The 24129-nt window shown below is 68.4% G+C and carries 19 protein-coding genes; 12 read left to right on the top strand and 7 right to left on the bottom strand.

The window, feature by feature from the left end; translation table 11 throughout:
- Positions 1-184: 184 nt before the first annotated feature.
- Together E0E18_RS07050 and E0E18_RS07045 are read left to right on the top strand one after the other, a co-directional pair.
- Positions 185-2302, top strand: a complete 2118-nt coding sequence (locus E0E18_RS07050) for an acyltransferase family protein (RefSeq protein WP_130839917.1) — start codon at positions 185-187, stop codon at positions 2300-2302.
- A gap of 82 nt (positions 2303-2384) precedes the next feature.
- Positions 2385-4874: an MMPL family transporter gene (locus E0E18_RS07045; RefSeq protein WP_130839915.1), complete on the top strand. Its 2490-nt coding sequence runs from the start codon at positions 2385-2387 to the stop codon at positions 4872-4874.
- A gap of 22 nt (positions 4875-4896) precedes the next feature.
- On the opposite strand, the gene tgt is transcribed toward E0E18_RS07045, so the two are convergent.
- Entirely contained in the window at positions 4897-6204 is a 1308-nt protein-coding gene (tgt, locus tag E0E18_RS07040) for a tRNA guanosine(34) transglycosylase Tgt (protein ID WP_130839913.1), read from the bottom strand.
- Positions 6205-6303: 99 nt separating this feature from the next.
- Here tgt and E0E18_RS07035 point away from each other — a divergent pair, with 99 nt between their 5' ends.
- Complete coding sequence (locus tag E0E18_RS07035; protein WP_130839911.1) at positions 6304-7203, top strand: MOSC domain-containing protein; 900 nt, start codon at positions 6304-6306, stop codon at positions 7201-7203.
- Here the strand turns inward: E0E18_RS07035 and E0E18_RS07030 are convergent.
- A complete protein-coding gene (locus E0E18_RS07030; RefSeq protein ID WP_130839909.1) occupies positions 7139-8827 on the bottom strand; it encodes an ABC1 kinase family protein in 1689 nt (562 codons plus the stop codon). The genes E0E18_RS07035 and E0E18_RS07030 overlap by 65 nt on opposite strands.
- Before the next feature lie 56 nt (positions 8828-8883).
- Positions 8884-9633, bottom strand: a complete 750-nt coding sequence (locus E0E18_RS07025) for a PadR family transcriptional regulator (protein ID WP_130839907.1) — start codon at positions 9631-9633, stop codon at positions 8884-8886.
- Between the two features lie 155 nt (positions 9634-9788).
- On the opposite strand from E0E18_RS07025, the gene gluQRS reads away from it, so the two are divergent.
- On the top strand, positions 9789-10727 hold the full coding sequence (gene gluQRS, locus E0E18_RS07020) for a tRNA glutamyl-Q(34) synthetase GluQRS (RefSeq protein WP_130839905.1): 939 nt from the start codon (positions 9789-9791) through the stop codon (positions 10725-10727).
- A gap of 48 nt (positions 10728-10775) precedes the next feature.
- Here the strand turns inward: gluQRS and E0E18_RS07015 are convergent, their stop codons facing one another.
- Positions 10776-11630: a crotonase/enoyl-CoA hydratase family protein gene (locus E0E18_RS07015; protein ID WP_110480947.1), complete on the bottom strand. Its 855-nt coding sequence runs from the start codon at positions 11628-11630 to the stop codon at positions 10776-10778.
- An 80-nt stretch (positions 11631-11710) separates the two neighbouring features.
- Here E0E18_RS07015 and E0E18_RS07010 point away from each other — a divergent pair, with 80 nt between their 5' ends.
- Positions 11711-12571, top strand: a complete 861-nt coding sequence (locus E0E18_RS07010) for a siderophore-interacting protein (RefSeq protein ID WP_130839903.1) — start codon at positions 11711-11713, stop codon at positions 12569-12571.
- A 7-nt stretch (positions 12572-12578) separates the two neighbouring features.
- Here E0E18_RS07010 and E0E18_RS07005 read toward each other — a convergent pair whose 3' ends face one another.
- The 3 genes from E0E18_RS07005 to E0E18_RS06995 form a co-directional block, all read right to left on the bottom strand.
- Positions 12579-13175 carry a TetR/AcrR family transcriptional regulator gene (locus E0E18_RS07005; protein ID WP_110480949.1) on the bottom strand — a complete coding sequence of 199 codons (597 nt, stop codon included), beginning with the start codon at positions 13173-13175 and terminating at the stop codon, positions 12579-12581.
- A gap of 64 nt (positions 13176-13239) precedes the next feature.
- Positions 13240-14010: a siderophore-interacting protein gene (locus tag E0E18_RS07000; RefSeq protein ID WP_066588200.1), complete on the bottom strand. Its 771-nt coding sequence runs from the start codon at positions 14008-14010 to the stop codon at positions 13240-13242.
- 53 nt (positions 14011-14063) lie between these two features.
- Positions 14064-15113, bottom strand: a complete 1050-nt coding sequence (locus tag E0E18_RS06995) for an ABC transporter substrate-binding protein (RefSeq protein ID WP_227871156.1) — start codon at positions 15111-15113, stop codon at positions 14064-14066.
- 98 nt (positions 15114-15211) lie between these two features.
- On the opposite strand from E0E18_RS06995, the gene E0E18_RS06990 reads away from it, so the two are divergent.
- From E0E18_RS06990 to E0E18_RS06960, 7 genes are all read left to right on the top strand, one after another.
- Positions 15212-16033, top strand: a complete 822-nt coding sequence (locus E0E18_RS06990) for a helix-turn-helix domain-containing protein (protein WP_066588198.1) — start codon at positions 15212-15214, stop codon at positions 16031-16033.
- A gap of 192 nt (positions 16034-16225) precedes the next feature.
- Positions 16226-17257: an iron-siderophore ABC transporter substrate-binding protein gene (locus E0E18_RS06985; protein WP_066589847.1), complete on the top strand. Its 1032-nt coding sequence runs from the start codon at positions 16226-16228 to the stop codon at positions 17255-17257.
- A 27-nt stretch (positions 17258-17284) separates the two neighbouring features.
- Positions 17285-18358, top strand: coding sequence for a FecCD family ABC transporter permease (locus E0E18_RS06980; RefSeq protein ID WP_227871157.1), 1074 nt, complete (start codon positions 17285-17287; stop codon positions 18356-18358).
- A 122-nt stretch (positions 18359-18480) separates the two neighbouring features.
- On the top strand, positions 18481-19449 hold the full coding sequence (locus E0E18_RS06975; protein WP_227871243.1) for a FecCD family ABC transporter permease: 969 nt from the start codon (positions 18481-18483) through the stop codon (positions 19447-19449).
- Complete coding sequence (locus E0E18_RS06970; RefSeq protein ID WP_066588190.1) at positions 19446-20258, top strand: ABC transporter ATP-binding protein; 813 nt, start codon at positions 19446-19448, stop codon at positions 20256-20258. The genes E0E18_RS06975 and E0E18_RS06970 overlap by 4 nt, the downstream gene beginning before the upstream one ends.
- A gap of 84 nt (positions 20259-20342) precedes the next feature.
- Positions 20343-21929 (top strand): carboxylesterase/lipase family protein, encoded by a 1587-nt coding sequence (locus tag E0E18_RS06965; protein WP_130839901.1) that lies wholly within the window; start codon positions 20343-20345, stop codon positions 21927-21929.
- A 63-nt stretch (positions 21930-21992) separates the two neighbouring features.
- The gene (locus E0E18_RS06960) at positions 21993-24068 is read left to right on the top strand and encodes an NAD(+) synthase (RefSeq protein ID WP_130839899.1); all 2076 of its coding nucleotides are present in this window, start codon (positions 21993-21995) and stop codon (positions 24066-24068) included.
- Positions 24069-24129: the final 61 nt, after the last annotated feature.

Raw genomic sequence — 24129 nt, 5'->3', positions numbered from 1 at the left:
CCGGCGGAAAACATGAGCAGATCCTCGGGTTCACCGTGGAGACTTCTTCCCATGGTGCTATGTTTGGCCGGGGAAAAATGATGTGAAGCCGTGGAAGTCTCAGGTACTGCACGTACCCGGGGGCGGCGGAGCACGGCAGAAGACGGCCGGTGACGGCAGATGCGGAAAGGTAGGGCGGTTCGGCGTGCCGAAACCGGTGGACAAGGGGACCACGTATGTCCCGGGGTTGGACGGGCTGCGCACACTCGCGGTCACCGTGGTGATCCTCTACCACCTCGGTGTCCCGGGCTTCCCCGGTGGACTGCTGGGGGTGGGGGTCTTTTTCACGCTGTCCGGATACCTCATCACCTCGAACCTCATGCGTTCCTGGGACCGGCACGGCGGTCTCGGGCTGAAGACATTCTGGTTGCGCAGGTTTCGCCGCCTGGCCCCGGCCATGATCGCCACAGTCGTGGCCACCCTCATCCTCACCGCAGCCCTGGACCGCGGATCCCTCACCACACGCGCCGGTGAGGCACTGTCCACCCTGTTGTACGTCAACAACTGGCACACGATCCTCGCCGGCAGCTCCTACTTCGACAACTTCGCCGGGCCGGGTGCCCTCGACCACATGTGGTCCCTGTCCGTGGAGGAACAGTTCTACCTGGTGTGGCCGTTGCTGCTGCTCGTCATGCTGTTCATCTTGCGGGGCAGAAGGGGACCCGTCGCCGTCGCCACCGTCCTGGTCGCCGTGGCGTCCTTCGCACTCATGTGGGTTCTCGCCGTTCCGGGGGCGGACAACACCCGCGTGTACGAGGGAACCGACACCCGCGCCGGGGGCCTGCTACTCGGCGCAGCACTGGCGGTATGGCTGTCCTCCCGCCGCGCCGCAGGAAAGTCCACCACCCCGGACGGCCCCGCCTCCGTGCTACTGGGAGCCGCAGGTGTGACGGGGATCGTCGCCATGGTCGTCCTGGTCGACCGGGACAGCATGTTCCTGTACCACGGGGGAACCGCTCTGTTGACTGTGGCGGCCGTCTGTGCCGTGCTCGCCGTGTCCCGTCCCACGGGTCTGTGGTCCCGGGTCTTCGGCTGCCTGCCGATGCGGTGGCTCGGCGAACGCTCCTACGGCATCTACCTCTGGCACATGCCGGTCATCGCCTTCCTCCCCTCAGCGTGGCTCAGTGACCGGCTCGCGCTCTCCGCCGGCCTGGTGGCCGTCATCTCGGTCCTGTTGTCTGCGCTGAGCTGGAGGTACCTTGAGGATCCCATCCGCCGTCACGGGGTCGTCGGTCCGGTGAAGCAGTGGTGGGCGCAGCGACGGTCGAGCACCCCGGTCCACGACGGGGGCGGCAGCGGTATGCGACCGGAGACCGGGGACGCCCCGGTGCGTGCCCGGGTCAGTCTGCAGAGTTACGCAGGAGCGGGGGCTGCAGTGGTCCTCTCCGCCGTGGTCGTCATCGGCGCGCCTGCCGTAGTCGCAGATCCGGACGGGGCGACGGTGTCGGGAAGTCACGGTCCCGGCATGAGGATGGAACTCGACGGGTCAGGTGCCGCGAAACCCGGCGCCCCCTCCGACCCCGCCGCGGGCTCCGCGCCCGGAGCAGGGGCGGCCGCCACCGCGACCGCCTGCACCCGGGTGATCCATGTCGGGGACTCGACATCACTGGGGATCTTCGATCCGGACATGCTCCCCGACCCGGCGGACTCCGGTGAGAACCGTTACCTGGAGTACGGGGCGGTCGACGTGGTGACGAGCGTCTTCGGCGGGCGCAACACCACCGAAGGTTTCGAGGACTACCCGTCTGCGGTGGACTCCGTCGCCGAGCTGCTCGCGCAGGGACAGCCGGAGGGCACCTGCTGGGTCATCGCCACCGGCGTCAACGATGCCGCGAACATCTCCGCCGGCGCCACCTATGACGAGGAGACGAGGATCCGGATGATGCTCGACCAGCTCAGAGGGCAGAGGGTCATGTGGTCCACGGCGAAGACGCGCCTGGACACCGGTCACTGGAACGACGCCAACATGGTCAAGTTCAACGAGGTTCTCGAAAGAGTGGCGAAAGACTACCCGGACGTCGTCGTGTGGGACTGGGCGTCTGATGTCGCCGGACACATGGAATGGTTCCTCGACGGTGACGACGTCCACTACAACGCCGAGGGGAACGCGGCCCGCGCCCGACTGTTCGCTGCCGCCCTCGCCAACGCCTTCCCGGTCGGGGTCGTCGACCCGGTGCCGGGAGGGACCGTGGTGACCTCCGCCGGAAGTGCGGGAAGCGCGGGAAGCGCCGGGGAAGCGGCGGACGCCGGGACAGCAGAGTAGCAGTCGGGTAGGTCGGACAGGCGTCCCGGTCGCAGGGTCTGCGCGGAGTACCTCCCAGCAGCTTCACCTAGGATGGTCGCCCATGGCAACGTTCCTCTTCCACCTCGGTCGCTGGTCCTACCTCCACCGCAGATTCGTCCTCGCGGTGTGGGTGGGGATACTCGTGGTCGTCGGCGGTGCTTCAGCTGCGGTGCAGAAGGGGTACAACGACCTCTTCTCGATCGACGGCGTCCCCTCCCAGCACGCCACACAGATGCTGCTGGACAAGTTCCCGGGAACGAAGAACCCGATGATGGATGCGGGAGTGACCCTCGTCTACAAGGCGCCCGAGGGCAGGACACTCACCGACCCCGAGGTCTCCGCCGCCGTGGACGCCTCAGTCCAGGCGGTCCGGGACAACGTGAGGGACCTCGGTGCGGCAGAGTCGCTGGGCAACCCCGTGGCCCTCAACGACGCCCAGACCAGGATGCTGATCGAACAGGAGACGCAGTCAGGGCTTTCCCGGGAGGTCGCCGAAGAGGACGCCGCGAACGTGGCACTCGTCAGTGCTGACGGGACGACCGGGACGACCAGCTTCTCCTTCGATGTCGACCTTCCCGCGGACGTGACCACCGAAGACAAGGAGGCGGTCAACGCGGCACTGGACATCGCCCGGGACGCCGGCCTGCAGGCGGAGGCAGGAGGAGCCGGCTTCGGCGACCCCATCCGGATCGAACCGATCAGCGAACTCATCGGAGTGGTGGTGGCGTTCATCGTCCTCGTCATCACCTTCGGCTCCCTCCTCGCCGCAGGACTGCCACTGGTCACAGCCGTGATCGGGGTGGCTCTCGGCGCTCTGGGCATCACCGGGGCCACCGCTTTCGTACAACTGAACAACATCACCCCGGTGCTGGGGATCATGATCGGGCTGGCAGTCGGCATCGACTACGCACTGTTCATCATGAGTCGCTACCGTGACGAGCTGAGGCACGGCCGGTCGCGACCGGACGCGGTCGGACTGTCGACCGGTACCGCCGGATCCGCGGTCGTGTTCGCGGGCTTCACCGTCATTGTCGCCCTCGTCGGCCTGGCGCTGGCGAACATCGAGTTTCTGACCTACATGGGTCTGGCCGCCGCCGCGATCGTCCTCATCGCCGTTCTGGTGGCGCTCACGCTCCTGCCGGCACTCCTCGGCTTCGGCGGGGACCGGGTGTTCCGCAGAGACGCCGCCGCCGGTGCCGCCGCCGCTTCTGCCGCCGGTTCAGTCACCGGAGCCGTACCGGTACCGGGAGGCCGGCACCGGAAGCAGGAGTCCGGCACTGTCACCGGCACTGTCGGCAGCAGCGGAGACCCGGGGCGTCCTCGTGCGGGGGAGACGGCCGCCCCGACCCTCGGTACCCGCTGGGTCACACTCGTCCACCGGGCACCCGGACTGTTCGTCGTCCTCGTCGTGGTCGTTCTCGTCCTGCTCACCCTCCCGGCGCGTGGACTCCACCTCACACTCCCCTCGGACATGACCTCACCGGAGTCGACCACTCAGCGCAGGTCCGCGGAACTGATCGAGGACGGGTTCGGTCCGGGCCGGAACTCCCCGCTCCTGGTCCTCGTGGACGCCTCCGGCGTACGGGCGGACTCCGAGTCACTGAAACCACTGGTCTCCTCCGGTGTGGACCCCGCCCAGGCCGCATTCGTCACCGTCAAGGACCGCCTGTCCAACAATGTCGGTGTGAAACACTCCCAGCTGATCGCCACCTCGGAGGACGGTACCACCGCGCAGATCCTCGTCACCCCGACAACCGGGCCGACCGACGAACAGACGGTCCAGCTCATCGGCCAGCTGCGCAGTGAACAGACCCGGATCGAGGACGAGACCGGCGTAGACACCGGACTGACCGGATTCACACCCATCCAGCAGGACGTCACCGACCGACTCGAAGGGGCGATGCCCGTCTACCTGGCACTCGTCGTCGGACTCGCGTTGATCCTGCTCCTCATGGTTTTCCGGTCCCTGCTGGTGCCGGTGGTCGCCGCGGCAGGATTCCTGCTGTCCATCGGTGCAGCTTTCGGCGTCACCGTTCTGTTCTGGCAGGAGGGCCTGTGGGGTCTCATCGACTCTCCCGGACCCCTGATCAGCTTCATGCCGATCTTCCTCATCGGCGTGACCTTCGGACTGGCGATGGACTACGAGGTGTTCATCCTCTCCCGGATGCGGGAGAGATGGACGAAACACTCCCACCGCGCGGTGGCCACGGGGGAGGCGGGCAGGTTCAACGCCGTCGAAGACTCCGTGGTCCGGGGGTTCTCGCTGGGAGCCCGCGTGGTGACGGCGGCAGCACTGATCATGATCGCCGTGTTCGTGTCCTTCATCGCCCAGCCGCTGCCGTTCATCAAGGTGTTCGGGTTCGCACTGGGGGCCGGCGTCCTCTTCGACGCCTTCCTCATCCGGATGACACTGGTGCCGGCGCTCATGTTCATCACCGGCCGGGCCACCTGGTACATGCCGAAGTGGCTGGACCGCGTACTTCCGACCTTCGACGTGGAGGGCGAGAAACTGGAGAAGGCCTACGAGTCAGGGAAGATCAGCAGAATGTGACCCCTACCGGTCTCGGCCGCTCTCACCGTCCGCGCAGTTCCGGGGCCCTGCCGGCGTAGTACCGGCCGAGGAACTCGTCCCGGTACTCCTCGAAGCGCCCCTCCTCGACAGAACGTCGGATGTTGCGGGTCAGCGTCATCATGAAATTGATGTTGTGCAGGGTGCACAGGGTTCCGGCGAGGAACTCGTGGGCCTTGAGCAGGTGGTGGATGTAGGCCCGGGTGTAGTTCGCGTTGACGTACCCGCCGGTCTCCGTGTGGATGGGGATGAAGTCGCGCCGGTGGCGGGCGGCGACGAGGTTGAGACGGCCGTCGAGGGTGTAGACACCACCGCGGCGCCCCAGCCGGGTCGGGGCGACACAGTCGAAGGTGTCCGCCCCCGCGGCGACCGCGGTGAAGAGGTCGTCCGGTTCCGAGATCCCCAGCATGTGGCGCGGCCTGTCCTCCGGCAGTTCATCGCAGACCCACCCCGTGATCGTACCCAGGTTCTCCTTCTCCAGGGCACCACCGATACCGAAGCCCCCGAAACCGCGGCGTCCCTCCTCCTCTGCCTGTCGGGACAGTTCGACCAGGCCGCGTGCGGCCTGTCTGCGCAGGTCCTCGTACTGTGCCCCCTGGACCACCCCCCACAGTGACTGTCGGGGACGGTCGGAGCGCAGCGTCGTCAGACGGTCGTGCTCGGCCAGGCACCGCTGCGCCCATCTGTGGGTCCGGGCCACGGACTCCTCCTGGTAGCGCCTCGTGTCGACCAGGGTCGTGAGCTCGTCGAAGGCGAACATGATGTCGGCTCCGAGACTGTGCTGGATCTGCATCGACTTCTCCGGGGTGAACCGGTGGGAGGAGCCGTCGATGATGCTCCTGAAGTCCACGCCGTCCTCGTCGACGAGGGCCATCCTCTCCTTCTTCGCCGCCCGGATGTCCCCCTCGGTCAGGTTGGCGACATCCATGGCCAGTACCTTCTTGAAGCCCACGCCGAGGCTCATCACCTGGAATCCGCCCGAATCGGTGTACGTCGGACCGTGCCAGTTCTCGAACTCGGCGAGCCCTCCGGCCTCTTCGACGATGTCCTCACCCGGTTGAAGGTAGAGGTGGTAGGCGTTGGAGAGAATCGCTTCGGCACCGGTGGACCGCACCTGCTCGGGGGTGAGGGTCTTCACGGTGGCTTTCGTCGCGACGGGGATGAACGCCGGGGTGTGGATGTCACCGTGCGGGGTGTGGATCACACCGGTCCGGCCGTGGGAGGGTTTGCCGTCGGTGGTCCCGATCCGGATTCCCGGGTCGAAGGTGGTGTCGGAGGGCAGGGACGCCACCGGGTCCGCAGAGTCAGTCATGGTGGACCAGTGTATCTGCCGTCCGCCGGAATCCTGTTCCCCGCCGGCCTGTCGACCGCGGCCGGGCCAGCGGGGCGCTGACCGGGTACATTGACCGGTATGCCGCAGGTCACAGCACTTTACCGTTACCCCGTGAAAGGTTTCACCCCGGAACCGGTCGACGAACTCGTCATCCAGCCGGACGGCAGGGTGGCCGGGGACCGGGTTCTGGCGTTCCGGTTCGCCGACGACGCCACACCGGAGAGCAGGGACGGCCTGGACTACTGGCCGAAGGCGAAAGGGCTGTGCCTGCAGGACTTCCCCTCCCTCGCCCGCCTGCGGGTCACCTTCGACGGAACGGTGCTGACCGTCTGCGAGGACGGGGCCGTGCTGGTCTCCGCCGGCCTTGACAGGGAAGGACGCCGTGAACTGTGCGACGCGGTCACCGACCGTGTCCTCTCCGGCCCTGACGCCCGCCGGCTGCGTCGGCCGGGGCGGCTTCCCCTGGAACTCGTCGGCGACGGAGTCCACGCCAGGTTCCAGGACCGACCGCGGGGCTTCGTCTCACTGCACGGCGAGGCGTCGGTGCGGGACCTGGGCGGCACCGCGGACCGGGTCAGCCCCGGGGTGGACGTCGATGACCGTCGTTTCCGGTCGAATATCGTGGTCAACGGTCTGGACCCGTGGCAGGAACTGGAGTGGGCGGAGTCCGGGACCACGGTCAGGGTCGGGGAGGTCCTGCTGACGGCGCAGAAGCCGATCGTGCGGTGCGCGGCAGTCACGGCGAACCCTGACTCCGGGGTCCGGGACGTCAACCTGTTGAAGGTGCTGACCCGGGACCTGGGCCAGCGGGAGCCGACTCTGGGGGTCCTCATGCTGCCGTACGGGTCGCAGGGACCCGGTGAGGTCGGTTCCGTCTGCGGTACCGGGGGAACCGTGCGCCCCGGGGACCGGGTCAGCGAAGTCCACGACCCCCGAACAGGGAGTAGAGGAGGGGGAGAGCCGAAGATGCCATCATGACGATCCCCACCACGTTCGCCCCGGTGCTCCAGTCGTCGGCGCCGAACGGGCCTCCCGTGTCCGCGGAGCTGCGCAGAACAGCCCCCGAGATCACCAGTCCCACGAAGATGAGGGCGGCGACGACCCGCACGGCGGCCCGTTCCAGCCTTTTGAGCTGGTGTTCGACCTGGGGGGTCTTCACCGACAGGTCACCGCTCTCGACCACGCCGATGACATGGTCGAGGCGTCCGGGGAGAGCGACGACGGTCTTCGCCGTGCCGGCCGCTGTGCGGACCGCCCGTTCGGCGACGTCGCGGGCGGAGTCCCCGGCCTGCTCACGGATGAGACGGGCGGCGAAGGGGGTCACGGACTCCCAGATGTTGAAACTGTTGTCCAGGGTGGAGCACAGTCCCGACATCATCGAGACCGCGCGCATGATGAGCAGGAAGTTCTCCGGCAACTGGAAGGGCATCGACCGGATGATGTCCCGGAATCTGTGGGCGAACTCCTCGAGTTCCGCGCGGTCGACGTGCTGGAGATCGGTGACCGCCATACCACCGAACCTGTCGAAGAGTTCGGTCATCGCCTCCGCGAGGGAATCCGAGTCCGCGGTGGGGAGCAGGACGCCCAGGGACTCCATGGCCGCGACCATGCCCTCACCGTCACGCAGCCCCACGGCGATGACGAGTCGGCGGAGGCCCTCACGGAGGGTGTCGTCGACTGTGCCGGTCATCCCGAAGTCGATGAAAGTCAGGGAGAACTCCCCGCGTGACAGCCCGGGGGTGACGAAGATGTTGCCGGGATGGGGGTCCGCGTGGAAATGGCCCGTGGTGAACAGCTGGGTGAACATTGATTCGGCGAGAGCTGCGGCGACATCCGACGGCTCGGTTCCCAGGGCCCTGAGCATCGCGGTGTCACTGATCTTCACGGCCGTGACGTCCTGGAGGGTGAGGACGCGCCGGGTGCTGCGCTCCCACACGACCTCCGGGGCCCGGGAAGGGTGGGTCCTGCCGGGCGCGGCGTCGGCGAACTCCTTCCGGAACCGGTCGGCCTCCCCGGCCTCGTGCAGGTAGTCGATCTCTTCGTAGCTGGTGCGCGCAAACTCCTCGACCAGTGCCGGAACGTCTGCGCGCTGGGCGATGAACGGTACCCGGGACAGCCATCCGGCGATTCTCCTCAGGGCGGAGAGATCGACGTCGACGACATCGGCGATCCCCGGGCGCTGGACTTTGACGACGACGTCGGCGAAACCTGTTTCGGCCGCGAGGGCAGGGGCCAGTCGTGCGCGGTACGCCTGTCCCAGGGACGCTGCCGCGATCGGTTCCGTTCCGAAGGACGCGAACGCCCGAGACAGAGGCATGCCGAGTTCCTCTTCCGCACATACCCGGACCTCGGCGAAGTCGGCGGCGGGCACGGAATCCTGCAGTGTCGCCAGCTCATCGGTGACCTGCGGCGGGAGCATGTCGATACGGGTCGACAGGAACTGGCCGACCTTGATCATCAGGCCGCCCAGATCGGTGGCGAGGCGACGGAACCGTACAGCCGACCGGGTCAGGCGCCGCGTCTGGCCCCGTCTGCTCCATTCGCGGAGACCTGTCCGTGGCAGGACGATGTCGAACCACCACACCTGCAGGATGACCGACATGCCGAAAAAGGTGATCCGTCGGTACCGGGACCGCAGGCGGCGGTGACCGGGTGCACTCACTCCGCGGTCGGGGCCGCCGGGTCACCGGAGGTGCCGTCGTCCGTCGACGGCGTCCCCGGGGTCTGTCCGGAATCCTCGCCCGAATCTTCAGCGGGACCGTCCGCCGGCTTTTCCGGCGACGCCGCGGGCTCCTCCGCGAGAATCCCGTAGATCTTCCGTCGGGTCTCGTCGAGCAGTGCGGTGACCCTGTCGATGTGGTCGCGGTCGCCGCTGACGAGGACCTGGCGGACCGCCTGGCCCAGTTTCAGTCCCGCTTTCGGGAGGTCGCTGAAGTTCCGGGTGAAGGTCCCCCCGAACGGGGAGGCGTCCGCGAGCCGGGTGAGCGGTGCGAAGAGCTCCGACCAGTCCGTGTCGGAACTGTCGTCGGCGTCGGAGTCCAGTCCGGCGGCCTCCTCACGGCCGTCCTCGGTCAGGGTGAAGGTACGGCGCCCGTTGTCCTCGCTGACCGTCGCCAAGCCTTCGTCGACGAGCAGCTGGAGGGTGGGGTAGACCTCGGCGGCCGGGGGCACCCATCCGTCGGTGGACCGTTCCGTCACCGTGCGGATCACAGCTGCACCGGTGGCCGGCTTCTCTGTCAGTACCCGCAGAACAGCTTCCCGGACGTCGTGGTCGGCGGTGTCGTCGCCGGAGATCTCCAGCCGGGGCCGGTGGGCGGCGAAATCGTCCCGGAGTCCCCGGAGTGTCTCCCACAGTCTGCTGTAGTCCCGGGGATCGGTGGAGTCTCTGCCGTTGTCGGTGTATGCCATGGTCGGAGCCTTTCCTGTTGTGTGTGGTCTGGTGGTCAGTTCCGGCTGATGTACCGGTGCGCGGCACCGGTGTGATGGTCAGCAGGGTGGTGAGTCCACGGTGGTCGTCACACCTGCCACGGTACGCGTCGGACCGGACAGCTACCCTGTGAACCATGACTCACGGCAACGGGCGCTTCGCACCGAGCCCCAGCGGTGATCTCCACCTGGGAAATCTCCGTACCGCGGTGATCGCGGAACTGTGGGCACGGGTCACAGGCCGGGGATTTGTCCTGAGGGTGGACGACATCGACCGGGGAAGGTCTTCGGAGGAGGCGGCGCAACGTCAGATCGGGGACCTGGAGGCCGTCGGAGTGCACTTCGACGGGGAGATCGTCCACGAATCCGACTGTATCGACGACTACGCTGCAGCCCTGGCGGAGTTATCGGGGCGGGGCCTCGTCTACGAGTGCTACTGCTCGCGTCGTGACATCCGGGAGGCGTCCCGGGCCCCCCACACCGCCCCGGACCGTTATCCGGGCACCTGCCGTGACCTCACCGACGCCGAGAGAGAACGCCGGCGGCGTGACCTCGCCGCCGCGGGGCGGGTGCCCGCCCTGCGGCTACGGTCCCGGGTCGCCCGGTGGACCGCACGTGAGGTGTTCGCGGTCGACACCGGGGACGGTTCGCCCGGGTACACCGGCGAGGTGGACGACTTCATTCTCCGTCGGGGCGGCCTGGTCACGGTGCATGAGAATCCTGCGGAGTCCGGCTACGCCTACAACCTGGCTGTCGTGGTCGACGACGCCCGGTCAGGGGTGGACCAGGTTGTCCGTGGTGACGACCTGCTCGCCTCGGCGTCACGGCAGGCGTACCTCGCACACCTGCTCGGTCTGCCTGAAGTGGAGTACGTCCACGTGCCCCTGGTCCTCGGCCCGACCGGGAAGCGGCTGGCGAAGCGCGACGGGGCGGTGACTCTGCGGCAGCTGCCCGGAGACACTCCGGCCCAGAGAGCCGCGGTGGCCCGCCGGTGGATCGAGGACTCGCTCGGGCCGGACGCCCTGGAGGATCCTCGTCTGCTCTCCCGGGAGCCGGTGGTGTGGCGGGGCCCCTGACCCGCGGTCCCTGAACGGGGCCCCGGTCCCGCGGAGTGCACCCGGCGGTCACCGCACGTTGCGCCGGGTGAAGACAGCCGTGGTGTGCCGGGCCGCCGCCCTGCGCGCGACAGCGGTGTTGGACGCCACCAGCAGCCTGAACTGCCGCAACCGTTCACATGCGAACGTCGCCCGGGGCCCACGGTTCCAGGTCTCGTCGACGAGCCGCTTCCCGTAGGCCACGGCGTCCGGGGACCGTGTCGCGATCCTGCCTGCCAGCGTGACTGCGGCGTCGACCGGGGCGTCGACCGGGGCGTCCGACCCGTCCACGACCTCGCTCGCCAGGCCGTACTCCACCGCCGTCGCACCGTCGAGAATTTCCCCGGTCATCGTCAGTCTCTTGAGTACGTCGGCCCGCAGCTGCTGCGACAGCGACTGCATCCCGGTCATGTCAGGGACCAGTCCCCACTTCGATTCCAGGATGCTCCACCGGGCCTCGGCGGTGGTGATCCGCCAGTCCGCGGCCATGGCCAACTGCAGGCCGCCACCGAGGCAGTGGCCGTGGACGGCGGCGATGACCGGTACGGGCAGCCGCCGGAAAGCCCAGCACGCCTCCTGGAAGACGTTGGTCCCCTTCCACGGGCGGGGCAGGAAATTCGCCGCCAGTGCCCGAGGATCGCCGAGAGCCGAGGCGAAGTCGAGCCCGGAGCAGAAGGAGCGGCCCTCACCTGAGAGCACCACGGCGCGGACCGTGCGGTCGGCCCGGATCCTGCCCGCCACGGAGACAAGCTCACCGAGGACGCCGAGGGTCAGCGAGTTCAGTTTCTCCGGCCGGTTCAGCCTCACGTGCGCCAGGCGGGCGCCGGTGTCCGGGTCGTCGGTGAAGGTCAGGGTGGGAAGCCCCTCAGGGCCGGTGGTGGTCATGGGCCAACGCTAACCGAGGCGGGGGAGTCAGGGGGGAGAGTCGGTGGACACCGCGGTTCCCGGTGGGTACCCCTGGGGACATGGAGACCATCAAGTCGCTCATCCGCTCCGCCACGGTGCGGCGTCCCGTCATATCCCCGCAGCTGACCGTCAGAGTGGTGGAGGACCTGTCCCCCGGCTACGTCCGGGTCACCCTGGCAGAGGAGGGACCGTCCGACGGGGAACTGGCGGCCTACACCGAACAGCTGCCCGCCGACGCGATGAAGCTGCTGCTCCCGGACATGACGGTGCTCCGGGCCGTCACGGTACGGCGGTACCGTCCCGGCCCCGGGGAGATCGACGTGGACATCGCCCGGCACGACCACGGCGTCCTCGCGGAGTGGTTGTCCGGACTGCGGCCGGGGGAGCGGGTCGGTGCGACCGGGATGCGGTGCGAGTGGGCACTGCCCGCGGGTGCCGGGGAGGTGGACCGGGTGGTGCTCCTGGCCGATCCCGCCGGAATCCCCGCAGCCGCGGCAGTCGTCGAATCACTGCCCGCGGGCATGCCCGCCGACGTGGTCGTCTCCGTGAACCACCCGGAGGACGCCACCCTGCTGCCCCGGCGGGACGGTGTGGACCTGCTGGTCGTGGATGATCTCGCGGAGGTCACCGCAGGGACACTGCCGCACCTTTCGGGTCACCTTCCGGGTTCTGGCGCCGGCAGGGTGCAGGGGTGGATCGCCGCGGAGACGACGACGGTGCGTCATCTGCGCGGTGTCCTCCGTGACGGGTGGTCGGTGGCGCGTGACGACCTGCTCGCCCGGGCGTACTGGACCAGGGACGTCGACAGCACCCGCAAGGACGAGGAGGAGATGGTGAAGTTCCGGGAGGCGATGGCGGCCGGGGAGGACGTCTCCGACCCGGGACTGGCCGAACGGATCTCGCTGGGGGACCGGGACTGACAGGGGACTAACGCAGGTCTTCGAGCACGTCCGTCCAGTCGCCGGGGAGTTCGGGCAGGTCACCTGCCGCGATCCTGGTGTCGATGCCGGCCGTCAGCGCCTGCCTCAGCCACCTTCCGGCACCGTGGTAGCGGGGGTGGGACGCCAGTGTCAGCGCCGCGAGGAAACTCCGGGACGCCACGAAGTACGCCGTGTTCGCGTCGAGGACGGGACAGCGTCGCATGGTTTCGTCGACGATCGTCCGGTAGATCCGGACCGTCTCAGGCCCCAGGGGACCGTAGAACAGGTACTCGGTGAGCCCGGGGTGCGCTGCGGCGAGAGTGACGGCCTGCTCGCTGACATTGTCGATGTAGTCCGTCCAGCTGCCGGAATCCACCGCAGGGTCGGTCTCCAACGTCACCCCCGCGAACAGTCGGTCGCAGGCGAGACGGTAGAGCTCGTCGCGGCCGGACACGTAGTTGTACACCGTCGCCTCGGCGATGCCGGTGCGCTTCGCCACGGCGCTGAGTGTGAAACGGTCGAGACCGAGCTCCACGGCGGCATCCAGCAGTGCGGACAGTGAGGTCCGTGCCGGACGCCCCACCGACTTACGTCTGACAGGCATGTCACCGATTCTATCCGGACCACCCGGTACTGCCGGAGACTCCTGCCGCACTGTCACCTGCGGATCATCTGTCGGTCCCCATCCTCTTTCCCCGGACCCAGTAGGCCTGGGTGTGCGCGGCCGCTTTCGGCAGGCCGGCCTCCTTCCTCAGGAATGCCCTGACCCGCTTGGTGACCTGCTGTTCGGCGGCGGCCCAGATGTACCACCCGTTCCAGTCCCGGTCCCTGATCTCCCGGTACAGTGACTCGCCTTCGCCGACCGGGTCCACCCACCGTGCGGTGATGCCGGGGCCGGCGGGCAGCGGTGACTGTTCGTCGGCGGGGGAGTGGCGTTCCAGGATCACCTCGACCGGGGCGTCCGGGCGGGCCTCCCGGGCCGCGAGCGCCATCTGGTTGACCGCCGGATACGAGGCCAGGTCGCCGAGGAAGAGGAAGCCCTCAGGCAGTCCGACGCCGTCGATCTCCGCTTCCGGGTGGAAGGGGTCTTCGCCGAGGCGGTGCGCCCCCAGTGTCTCGCCCGGGCGTGCGTTCCTCGCCCAGGTGCTCGCCGGTCCGGCGGGTTCGTGGATGACGAAGTCCACCGCGAAGTTGCCTGCCGCGGCGTCCACGTCGACGTAGGTGTACCCGCGCTGGTGTTCTTTCCCGTTGCCCGAAGGGTCGGGGAACCAGGCGCGCATCCAGTTGCCGGGTTCCTCCCCGGACGGGTTGAGCAGTGTGTCCGAATGGAAGTGCACGCGGATGAGGTTGTCGGTGACCTGCTGTCTGTCTGTGACGGTGATCTGGTGTTCCTTCGCGCCGAATGCGCGGAGGACCACTCCACCCAGTCCCTTGCCCATGTCAGGTGTTCTCTTTCTGTGTCAGGTCTGTCCGGTCTGTCCGGTCTGTGTGTTCAGTTCCCGGCACCGGCCGGGGTGGACGGGGTGGACGCCGCCTGTTCGACGGCGGCGAAGACGGGGTCGAGTTTGTCCAGTGACCAGCTGATCGACAGGATCGTCGGCGTGCCCAGGGACTGCGCCGAGGTGTTGTCCGCGAGGAATGCGGAACCGTTCTTCACGGACCTGAGGTCATCCCACCCCCGGACCTTGGTCGGGACGTCGGCCTCTGTGATTCCGACGGGCCACATCAGCAGCAGGTCGGTGTCGAGCAGGTCGGTGTTCTCTTCGGAGATGAAGGCGCGGGAGCCGTCGGACGAGGCCCTGCGGATGTTGTCGGGGATGACGATGCCCAGCCGGGAGAGGAACTCGTTGGCGGGGTCGGTGTCACCGGTGACCACGGCGAGGCCCTGCCCACTGATCTGGCCGAATGCCCCGGTGGCTCCGTCGAGTGCCGGATATTTGGAGGTCGTGGCGTCGAATGCCGCGTCCGCGTCCCCGATGAGCTTCTCCGCCTCGGCTGTCTTTCCCAGGACCTGTCCGGCGACGGTCGTGGCGTCCCTCCAGCTGTCCGTCTGGGTCGAGCCACCGACGGCGGCGATGGTCGGTGCGATCTTGTTCAGTCTGTCGTAGGTGGCCTGGTCGGGCAGGTAGCCGGCGAAGATGACGTCGGGGTCGGCTGCGGCGACGTCCTCGACGTCGGGAACCTGTCCCAGCGGGTAGGTGCGGGACTCCGGGACGTCCGTCGGTTCCCATGGCGCGGCGTCCGCGTAGAAGTCGGAGCGGTACTCCACGTCCACCGGTCGGCCCAGCGCGGAGAAGGCGTCGGTGAAGGCGGAGGAGAAGCTGACGATCCTGCCCGGGTCGGCGGGGATGGTGGTGGTCCCCATGGCGTGGGTGACGGTGACCGGGGACGTGGAGGCGGACGAGGACGCCGTGGTTGTGCCGGGGGAGGAGCTCTGCTCCGGGGAACAGGCCACGAGGGTCCCGCACAGGGCTCCGGATACCAGGAGGACGAGGACGGTGGCGGGCGGGCGGTGCGGTGCCGCCGTGGTGGGTGATGGCATGCGCCGCATATTAGTGAGGAATGGCCGTAAAAGGCAATGGTGAACCTCACCTAAGTGACCGGAGTAGATGTCCGGATTGTCCGCTACTGTTGGACGATGTGACCGCACACGCTGCCGGGGCCCGTACCGTCCCAGGTCCGGACGGGTCCGTCGATGCCCGCTACCTGCCCATGTATCCGGCAGGCGCCCTCAGGTTCCCTGTCCGGGTCTTCGGCAACGAGGAAGACCACGAACGCGACACCTGGTGGGGTGAGCATTCCCACCCGACCCACGAACTGATCTGGAACGAGTTCGGGGCGGGGCACGCCGTGACGGGCCGGAGGGTGTGGACCGTGACACGCACAGTCGGTCTCTGGATCCCCGCGGGGACGCCGCACTCGGGCAGCACCCCCGCCGGATCGCGGCAGATGGCCGTCCACTTCGCCGCCGACACCCCGCCGCTGGCCGCTGGACCGGTCGCGGTCGACCTGACGGACCTGCTGCGCCTGCTCCTCGAGAGACTGGTGACCGAGGACCTGGACCTCACGGAGCACCGGACGACGGAGCAGATGATCTTCGACGTGCTGCGCCCGTCGGACAACGGCCTGGTTCTGCGGGTGCCCTCCGCGCCTCTGCTGGCCCCGGTCGTGGAGGCGGTGCGCGCCAACCCCGGTGACGGGAGGACCCTGCGGGAGTGGGCGCGGCAGCTGGGGGTGAGCACCCGCACCGTCACCCGGGCGTTCGAATCGGAGACGGGTCTGAGTTTCTCGCGGTGGATCACCGCAGCCAGGGTGCAGTACGCGGTGACCCTGCTCGGTGGTGACAAAGGCATCGCCGAGGTGGCCCGGATCGTGGGATACAGCTCGGCGAGCTCCTTCACCACGGCGTTCCGGAGGGTGACCGGCACAACTCCGGGCCAGTTCCACACCGGCGGTCGGTGACATCTGCTCGCTCTGATCAGCGATTTGTCCGAACTGCGAAAAAGTATGTCATTCTTACGTGATTGCCCCACAGGCAAGGCTGCACTACCTTGAGGAAAGTTTCGAGAGTCATCCACCTCTGAAAGGTTTCCTGTGTCCACCCTGATCAGCCCGAAGTCCGGGTTCCGGCGGGTCCTCCGCCCCCTCGTCCTGATGATCGCGGCCGTCCTCGGCCTGTCCCTCGCCGCCTGCTCCTCCGACGAGAGCTCCGACAGCGGTGACACGATCACCATCGAGCACGCGTTCGGTACCACCGAAGTTCCCGCCGACCCCGGACGCGTCGCCACCGTCAACTTCGAGAACCAGGAGGTGCCCCTCGCCCTCGGCGTCGTCCCCGTCGGCATGGCGAAGGCCAACTTCGGCGGCTCCGACGTCCTGCCCTGGGTGCAGGAGAAGCTCGACGAACTCGGTGCCGGCGCCGGCGGCGACGTCGAGGCCCCCGTCCTCTTCGACGAAACCGACGGCATCGACTACGAGGCTGTCTCCGACACCCACCCCGACGTGATCCTCGCCGGCTACTCCGGACTGGACCAGGAGCAGTACGACCGGCTCTCCGAGATCGCCCCCACCGTCGCCTTCCCGAAGGACCAGGTCGCCTGGGGAACCCCGTGGCGCGAGAACATCGAGATCGAGTCCAAGGCCATCGGCAAGGAGGAGGAGGGCCGCGCCCTCATCGCCGACCTTGAGAAGAAGATCACCGAGGCCGCGGACGCCCACCCCGCCATCAAGGGCAAGAAGACCATGTTCCTCACCCACGTCGACCCGAGTGACCTCAGCCAGGTCACCTTCTACACCAACCACGACACCCGCCCCCAGTTCTTCAACGACCTCGGCATGGTCACCCCGGACGCCATCCAGAAGTTCGGGGACGCCAACAACGAATTCTCCGGCACCATCAGCGCGGAACAGGCGGACACCCTCTCCGACGTCGACATCATCGTCACCTACGGTGACCAGGCCATGATCGACACCATCCGCAGGGACCCCGTGCTCGGCCAGATCCCCGCGATCAGGAACGACGCCGTCGTCCTCCTCGGAGACGATGAGCTGGGCACCGCCGCCAACCCCACCCCCCTCGGCCTTCCCTACATTCTCGACCAGTACGTCGACGTCCTCGACGCCGCCGCACAGAAGGCCTCCGCACAGGACGCATCGCAGGACGCCACCGAGCAGAACGCAGCCTAGGATTCCGACCGGGACACCGACACCACGATGACGAGCGCCACCCCAGCAGCAGACACCGCCCCGGCAGGAGGCACCGCCTCGGCGGGCACCGCCGCAGGCCTGCGTCACCGGGCGTTGAAGAGGACCGCCTGGCTCCTCGTCGGGGTCGGCGTCCTCCTCGTCATCGTGGTGCTCTCCACGGCCGTGGGGTCCCGGCACGTCGGACTCGGTGACATCATCGCCGCCTACGGGGGGTCCACCGAAGGCATCGACCGCGGCGCAGTCGCCAAACGAATCCCGCGCACCGTCCTCGCCGTGATCACCGGCGCCGCCCTCGGCGTGACCGGGGCCGTCATGCAGGGAGTGACACGGAACCCCCTGGCAGACCCGGGGATCCTCGGGATCAACACCGGGGCGTCCCTCGCCGTGGTCCTGGGAATCACCTACCTGAGCATGACCAGGGCCTCCGACTACATCTGGCTGGCGCTCGCCGGTGCCGCGGTCACCGCGGTGTTCGTCTACGTCATCGGATCCCTCGGACACGGCGGAGCCACCCCCCTGAAGCTGGCTCTCGCCGGATCTGCCACCGCAGCGGCGCTCACCTCGTTCATCAGCGCCGTCACCCTTACCCGTGCAGACATCGTGGACCTCGCAAGAGACTGGGAGATCGGCGGAGTCGGAGGAGGCACCTGGGACTCCATCCGGCTCGTCGCACCGTTCCTCGTCATCGGATTCGTCGTGTGCCTGTTGTCCGCCCGAGGACTGAACTCCCTCGCCCTCGGCGACGAACTCGCCACCGGACTCGGCGAGAAAGTGTGGCTCACCCGCCTGTCCGCCGCCGTCGGAGCGGTGGTACTCTGCGGGGCCTCCACGGCGGTGACCGGACCCGTGGGGTTCGTCGGCCTGGTGGTCCCTCACGCCTGCCGCCTCCTCGTCGGGGTGGACCACCGCTGGCTCATACCGTTTTCCGCGGTCGCCGGGGCAGCGCTTCTCACCGGCGCCGACATCCTCGGGAGAATCGTCGCCAGGCCCGCCGAACTCGAGGTCGGTATCCTCACCGCCCTGGTCGGTGCACCTGTGTTCATTGCGATAGTCCGACGCAGGAAGGTGCGCGCCCTGTGACAACGCCAGAAACTGCTTCCGGACCGGGAACAGCCGGTGACGGCAGCCCGTCACCCGCACATCCCGCCACCGTCGCCGCAGTACGGCGTGACCGGCGTGCCCGCAGCCGCCGCTGGTGGACGGTGGTCACGGTCCTCGTCATTCTCGTCGTCGCGGTGTGGTGCTGTTCCCTGGTCTTCGGACGGACCTTCTACCCGCCGTCCGACGTGTGGCGCGTCATCACCGGCGAACAGGTGTCCGGGGCGTCCTTCACTGTCGGACGCCTCCGTCTTCCACGGGCGACGCTGGGCCTGATCTGCGGATTCTCCTTCGGTCTCGGCGGTGTCGTCTTCCAGACCATGCTCCGCAACCCCCTGGCGAGCCCCGACATCATCGGCATCAGCTCGGGCGCGTCGGCGGCGGCGGTGTTCTCCATCGTCAGTCTCTCGTTGGGCGGGGCCGCGGTCTCCGCGCTCGCCATCGTCGCAGCCCTCGCCGTCGCCCTGCTGGTCTTCGCCCTGTCCTGGAAAGGCGGGGTTGCAGGAACCAGACTGATCCTCATCGGGATCGGTGTCGCGGCGATGCTCACCGCGTGCATCAACTGGGAACTGTCGCGGGCCGACAGCTGGAACACCCAGGAGGCGATGCGCTGGCTCACCGGCAGTCTCAACAGTGCGACCTGGACGGACGTGACACTGGTCGCCGTCGCCGTCGTCATCTTCGTCCCCGTGCTGCTCAGCCAGTCCCGGGACCTGTCCACGACCCAGCTGGGTGACGACACGGCCGCCGCACTCGGAGTCCGGGTGTCGCGGACCCGGCTGGTCATCGTTGTCGCGGCAGTCGGACTCATCGCCTTCGCCACCGCCGCCGCCGGACCGGTCGCTTTCGTCGCCTTCCTGTCCGGCCCCGTCGCCGGACGACTCGCCGGCCCCGGTACCTCCCTTCTCATACCGGCGGCGCTCGTCGGGGCACTGCTCGTCCTCGTCGCCGACTTCTGCGGCCAGTTCGCCTTCGACACCCGCTACCCGGTCGGAGTGGTCACCGGGGTGCTCGGTGCCCCGTACCTCATCTACCTCATCATCCGGACCAACCGTGCAGGAGGATCACTGTGACACCACGAACCGGGACCGGACACTCGTTGACCGCCGAGAACCTGTCACTGGGGTACGGGGGACGCCCCGTCATCCGTGGCATCGACCTGAGCGTCACCCCGGGGCGGGTCACCGGCATCATCGGCGCGAACGCCTGCGGCAAATCCACCCTCCTGAGATCGATGTCCAGACTGCTCAGACCGACCACGGGCCGGGTGCTCCTCGACGGCAGGGACGTCCACAGTGTCCCGCCCAAGGAACTGGCCCGCACCCTCGGACTGCTGCCCCAGTCCCCCGTCGCACCGGAGGGCATCACCGTCGCCGACCTGGTGGGACGGGGACGCCACCCGCACCAGGGCATCATGTCCCGCTGGAGCCGCGAGGACGATGAGGCGGTCGCCTTCGCCCTCGACCGGACGAGAACCTCGGAACTGGCGGACCGGGCCGTCGACGAGCTTTCCGGAGGCCAGCGTCAACGGGTGTGGATCGCCATGGCGCTGGCACAGCAGACCGACATCCTCCTGCTCGACGAGCCCACCACCTACCTGGACGTGTCACACCAGGTGGAGGTGCTCGACCTGCTCACCGACCTCAACGAGACCTCGGGGATCACCATCGTCATGGTGCTCCACGACCTCAACCTCGCGGCACGCTACTGCGACGAGATCGTGATGATCGCCGACGGTCTGGTGGAGGCTGTCGGCACACCGGCGGAGGTCTTCACCGAGGAACGTGTGGAGAAGGTCTTCGGCCTGCGGTCACGGATCATCACCGACCCGGTGTCCGGTGCACCGCTGGTACTGCCCATAGGACGCCACCGGGTGCTCTGAACCGGTCCACCGGACCGGGTGCCCCGGGCCGGTGGATCCGAGCGTCATCCTGCCCGGACCGGGACATACTGACACACTGGTGGCATGACCGACACCACATATGACAGCCACGACCCCTCCGACCGTGCCGACCCCTCCGCCAGCAGCAGGGCACAGGGCCCGGCACCCGAGGTGACCACCACCGCAGGCAGGGTCCGGGGACTGTGGCGTGGAGAGTCCGCAGCCTACCTCGGTGTCCCCTACGCGGCGGCCCCGGTGGGGGATCTCCGCTTCGCCCCGCCGGCGCCGCACCGTCCCTGGTCGGGGACCCTCGAGGCGACACGGCCCGGGCCGACGCCCCAACGCCGGCCTTTCTCGGACCACCCCACCATTCCGGAACCCGTGATCCCCGGCGACGAGATCCTCAACCTCAACGTGTTCACCCCGGCCCCGGGCGACCGGGAGGCCCGGCTGCCGGTGTTCGTGTGGATCCACGGGGGCGCCTACATCTCCGGCACCCCCTCGAGCCCCTGGTACGACGGCCGTTCCTTCAACCGGGACGGGATCGTCACCGTCAACGTCTCCTACCGGCTTGGTTTCGAGGGCTTCGGCTGGAGTGGCAGCGAGGAGGAAGGCGGACTCAACCGGGGACTGCTGGACCAGATCGCGGCACTGGAGTGGGTCCGGGACAATATCGCCGGATTCGGGGGAGACCCTTCCAGAATCACCCTCGGAGGCCAGAGCGCCGGTGGGACCTCGGTACTGGACCTGCTGGCCGTCCCGCGTGCACAGGGCCTCTTCCACCGTGCGACAGCCCAGTCCCCGGCGGTCAACGACATCCCCGCGGCGGAGGTCATCCGGGCGTCCCGCACCCTGGCCGGCACCCTCGGCATCCCCTGCACCCCCGCAGGGTGGGGGTCGCTCTCCCCGGAACAGATCCTGGACGTCGAACGCTCCGGTGCCGCGTACGGCGGGGACAGCATGTTCGATCCTCCCACCCCCCCCCACGTCACCGCGACGGTCTCCGCACTGCGTCGCGGTGGCCCGGTGACACCCACGATGATCTGGGCGCCGGCGGTGGACGGTGAGCTCTTCCCGGCGGCGGTGGCCACCGCCGCCGTCGACGGTCACGGGGTGCAGGTTCCGCTGCTGGTGGGAGGCACCCCCACCGAGTTCCCGGTCCCGACCCCGGTACCGGTGGAGAAGGTGTTCGCCGACCTCCGTGCGGCCGGGGTCCCGCAGCCGTCACTCGACCGGCTGGAGGACCGTGTCGCGGTCACGGGCGGACAGTTCGCGTTGAGTCTGGTGCTGTCGGCACTGCAGTTCGGGGTCGGTATCGTCCGGGTGGCAGACGCGAGACGCGGTGCCGACGTCGCCGGTGCAGGAACCTGGCTCTACGAGTTCGACGGCCGGACCGGCCCCGCCGGACTGTCCCCCCACTGCTCGGACATCCCCTTCTCCTTCGACGTCACCGACGCCCCCGGGGTCATGACCGCCTCCGGCACCGGGGTACCACGGCAGCTGGCCGACGCCATGCACGGTGACTGGGTGCGGTTCATCCGTGGGGAGAACCCCGACTGGCCCTCCGTCGAGGACGCCGGGGTCCTCCAGGCCCGTGTCTACGACGCCGGCGGAAGTCACCTCGACCCGCAGGCCTGGGACTTCGCCGCCGGACTGGCCGGGGTCCGGTGACCGGGGAACCCGCAGCTGCGGTGAGGATGCGCCGGTGCACCGCCGGCCTGGCAGACTGGGGGCATGCCTGATCAGCCCTCTGCCGGGGCGTACGCCCACGGTTTCGCCCGCGTCGCCGCGGTAACCGTCCCTGTCGCTGTCGCCGACCCGGCGACGAATGCCCGCACCATCGTCGCCGCGGCCCGCGAACTCCACGACGACCACGTCGCCGTCGCCGTCTTCCCCGAGCTCTGTCTCACCGGTTACGCCATCGATGACCTTGTCCTCCAGGATGTCGTGTCTGACGCTGTCACCGCTGCCGTCGAAACCCTGGTCGCAGCATCCGTCGACCTGATGCCCGTCCTCGTCGTCGGAGCACCGCTGGCGTGGCGCAACCGCCTGTACAACTGCGCCGTCGTCATCCACCGCGGCGAGATTCTCGGTGTCGTTCCGAAGTCGAATCTTCCCACCTACAGGGAGTTCCACGAACGCCGCTGGTACGCGCCGGGTGACGACATCCGGGGTGAGTCCGTCCGCGTCGGCGACGACAGGGCCCTGTTCGGCACCGACCTGCTGTTCACCGCCGCAGACGTCGACGGTCTGACCTTCCACGTCGAAATCTGCGAGGACATGTGGGTTCCTGTGCCGCCGAGCGCCCGCGCCGCCCTGGCCGGTGCCACGGTCCTGTTCAACCTCTCCGGCTCGCCGATCACCCAGCGTCGGGCGGACGACCGGCACCTCCTCGCGTCCAGCGCCTCACTGCGCTGCCAGGCCGCCTACGTCTACGCCGCTGCCGGGCAGGGGGAGTCCACCAACGATGTCTCCTGGGACGGGCTGACGATGGTGTACGAACGTGGCGTCCTGTTGCGGGAGACGGAACGTTTCCCCGACGGCCCCCGGTGGTCCGTCGCTGACGTCGACCTTGACGGTATCCGTCAGGCACGCCTGCACCAGGGAACTTTCGACGACAACCGGCGCACCCTCACCGACACGGACGGAGAGGGCAGAGGGGGCAGGGACCGGTGGCGTACCGTCGAATTCACCCTCGACCCCCCGGTGAACGAGATCGGGCTGCGTCGTGACCTCGCCCGGTTCCCCTTCGTCCCCGGCGACCCGGCACGACTGGCACAGGACTGCTACGAGGCCTTCAACATCCAGGTCTCGGGACTGGTCCAGAGACTGTCGGCGATCGGGGATCCGAGGCCTGTCATCGGCGTCTCCGGGGGACTGGACTCCACCCACGCCCTGCTGGTCGTCGCCCGGGCCATGGACCGGGCAGGACGCCCCCGGTCCGACATCCTCGCCTACACGATGCCCGGGTTCGCCACCAGTGAGCACACCAGGTCCAACGCCCTGGCTCTCGCGGAAGCGGTCGGTGCGACTGTGGAGACCGTCGACATCCGCCCGGCCGCCACCGAAATGCTGCAGAAGATGCACCACCCGTTCGGTGACGGTGAGCCGGTGTATGACGTCACCTTCGAGAATGTCCAGGCAGGGCTGCGTACGGACTATCTCTTCAGGCTGGCCAACTTCCACGGCGGGATCGTGGTGGGCACCGGTGACCTCTCGGAGATCGCGTTGGGCTGGTGCACCTACGGTGTCGGGGACCAGATGAGCCACTACGGGGTGAACTCCGGTGTGCCGAAAACCCTGATGCAGCACCTGATCCGGTGGGTCATCTCCGAGGGGGAGGGGGTGGACGCCGCAACTGTGGAGGTTCTCCGGTCTGTCCTTGACACGGAGATCAGTCCCGAGCTCGTGCCGCCGGGGGCTGACGGAAAGGTGCAGTCCACCGAATCTGCGATCGGCCCCTACGCCCTGCACGATTTCACCCTGTGGCATGTTCTGGCGGGGCTGCGTCCGTCGAAGATCGCGTTTCTCGCCTGGCACGCCTGGAAGGACGCCGGGGTCGGGGAGTGGCCGGCCGGTTTCCCCGACGAGGACCGGTACTCCTACGATCTGGCGACGATCGTGAAGTGGGAGCGTACCTTCCTGTCCCGCTTCTTCGGGTTCGCCCAGTTCAAGCGCACGGCGATACCGAACGGGCCGAAGGTGTCCCCGGCCGGTTCCCTGTCACCCCGTGGCGACTGGCGTGCCCCGTCGGACGGTAACGCCCGGGCCTGGATCGCCGAGCTGGATGCCGCGTATCCGGGACTGTAGGTGTGTGGCGGCACGGGACGTCGCACCGTGGTCGTCATGACAGGGCAGGCGGAGGCGGTGA

Source organism: Corynebacterium neomassiliense (genome assembly GCF_900626215.1).
GTDB lineage: Bacteria > Actinomycetota > Actinomycetes > Mycobacteriales > Mycobacteriaceae > Corynebacterium > Corynebacterium neomassiliense.
The sequence above is the reverse complement of the archived record's forward strand: the minus strand, read 5'-3'. Positions and strand labels throughout refer to the sequence as shown.

Excerpts from the sequence above, each read along its gene's own strand:
- E0E18_RS07045 (WP_130839915.1), top strand. The coding sequence starts at position 2,385 with ATGGCAACGTTCCTCTTCCACCTCGGTCGCTGGTCCTACCTCCACCGC.
- tgt (WP_130839913.1), bottom strand. The coding sequence starts at position 6,204 with ATGACTGACTCTGCGGACCCGGTGGCGTCCCTGCCCTCCGACACCACC.
- E0E18_RS07035 (WP_130839911.1), top strand. The coding sequence starts at position 6,304 with ATGCCGCAGGTCACAGCACTTTACCGTTACCCCGTGAAAGGTTTCACC.
- E0E18_RS07030 (WP_130839909.1), bottom strand. The coding sequence starts at position 8,827 with ATGTCGGTCATCCTGCAGGTGTGGTGGTTCGACATCGTCCTGCCACGG.
- E0E18_RS07025 (WP_130839907.1), bottom strand. The coding sequence starts at position 9,633 with ATGGCATACACCGACAACGGCAGAGACTCCACCGATCCCCGGGACTAC.
- gluQRS (WP_130839905.1), top strand. The coding sequence starts at position 9,789 with ATGACTCACGGCAACGGGCGCTTCGCACCGAGCCCCAGCGGTGATCTC.
- E0E18_RS07015 (WP_110480947.1), bottom strand. The coding sequence starts at position 11,630 with ATGACCACCACCGGCCCTGAGGGGCTTCCCACCCTGACCTTCACCGAC.
- E0E18_RS07010 (WP_130839903.1), top strand. The coding sequence starts at position 11,711 with ATGGAGACCATCAAGTCGCTCATCCGCTCCGCCACGGTGCGGCGTCCC.
- E0E18_RS07005 (WP_110480949.1), bottom strand. The coding sequence starts at position 13,175 with ATGCCTGTCAGACGTAAGTCGGTGGGGCGTCCGGCACGGACCTCACTG.
- E0E18_RS07000 (WP_066588200.1), bottom strand. The coding sequence starts at position 14,010 with ATGGGCAAGGGACTGGGTGGAGTGGTCCTCCGCGCATTCGGCGCGAAG.
- E0E18_RS06995 (WP_227871156.1), bottom strand. The coding sequence starts at position 15,113 with ATGCCATCACCCACCACGGCGGCACCGCACCGCCCGCCCGCCACCGTC.
- E0E18_RS06985 (WP_066589847.1), top strand. The coding sequence starts at position 16,226 with ATGATCGCGGCCGTCCTCGGCCTGTCCCTCGCCGCCTGCTCCTCCGAC.
- E0E18_RS06980 (WP_227871157.1), top strand. The coding sequence starts at position 17,285 with ATGACGAGCGCCACCCCAGCAGCAGACACCGCCCCGGCAGGAGGCACC.
- E0E18_RS06965 (WP_130839901.1), top strand. The coding sequence starts at position 20,343 with ATGACCGACACCACATATGACAGCCACGACCCCTCCGACCGTGCCGAC.
- E0E18_RS06960 (WP_130839899.1), top strand. The coding sequence starts at position 21,993 with ATGCCTGATCAGCCCTCTGCCGGGGCGTACGCCCACGGTTTCGCCCGC.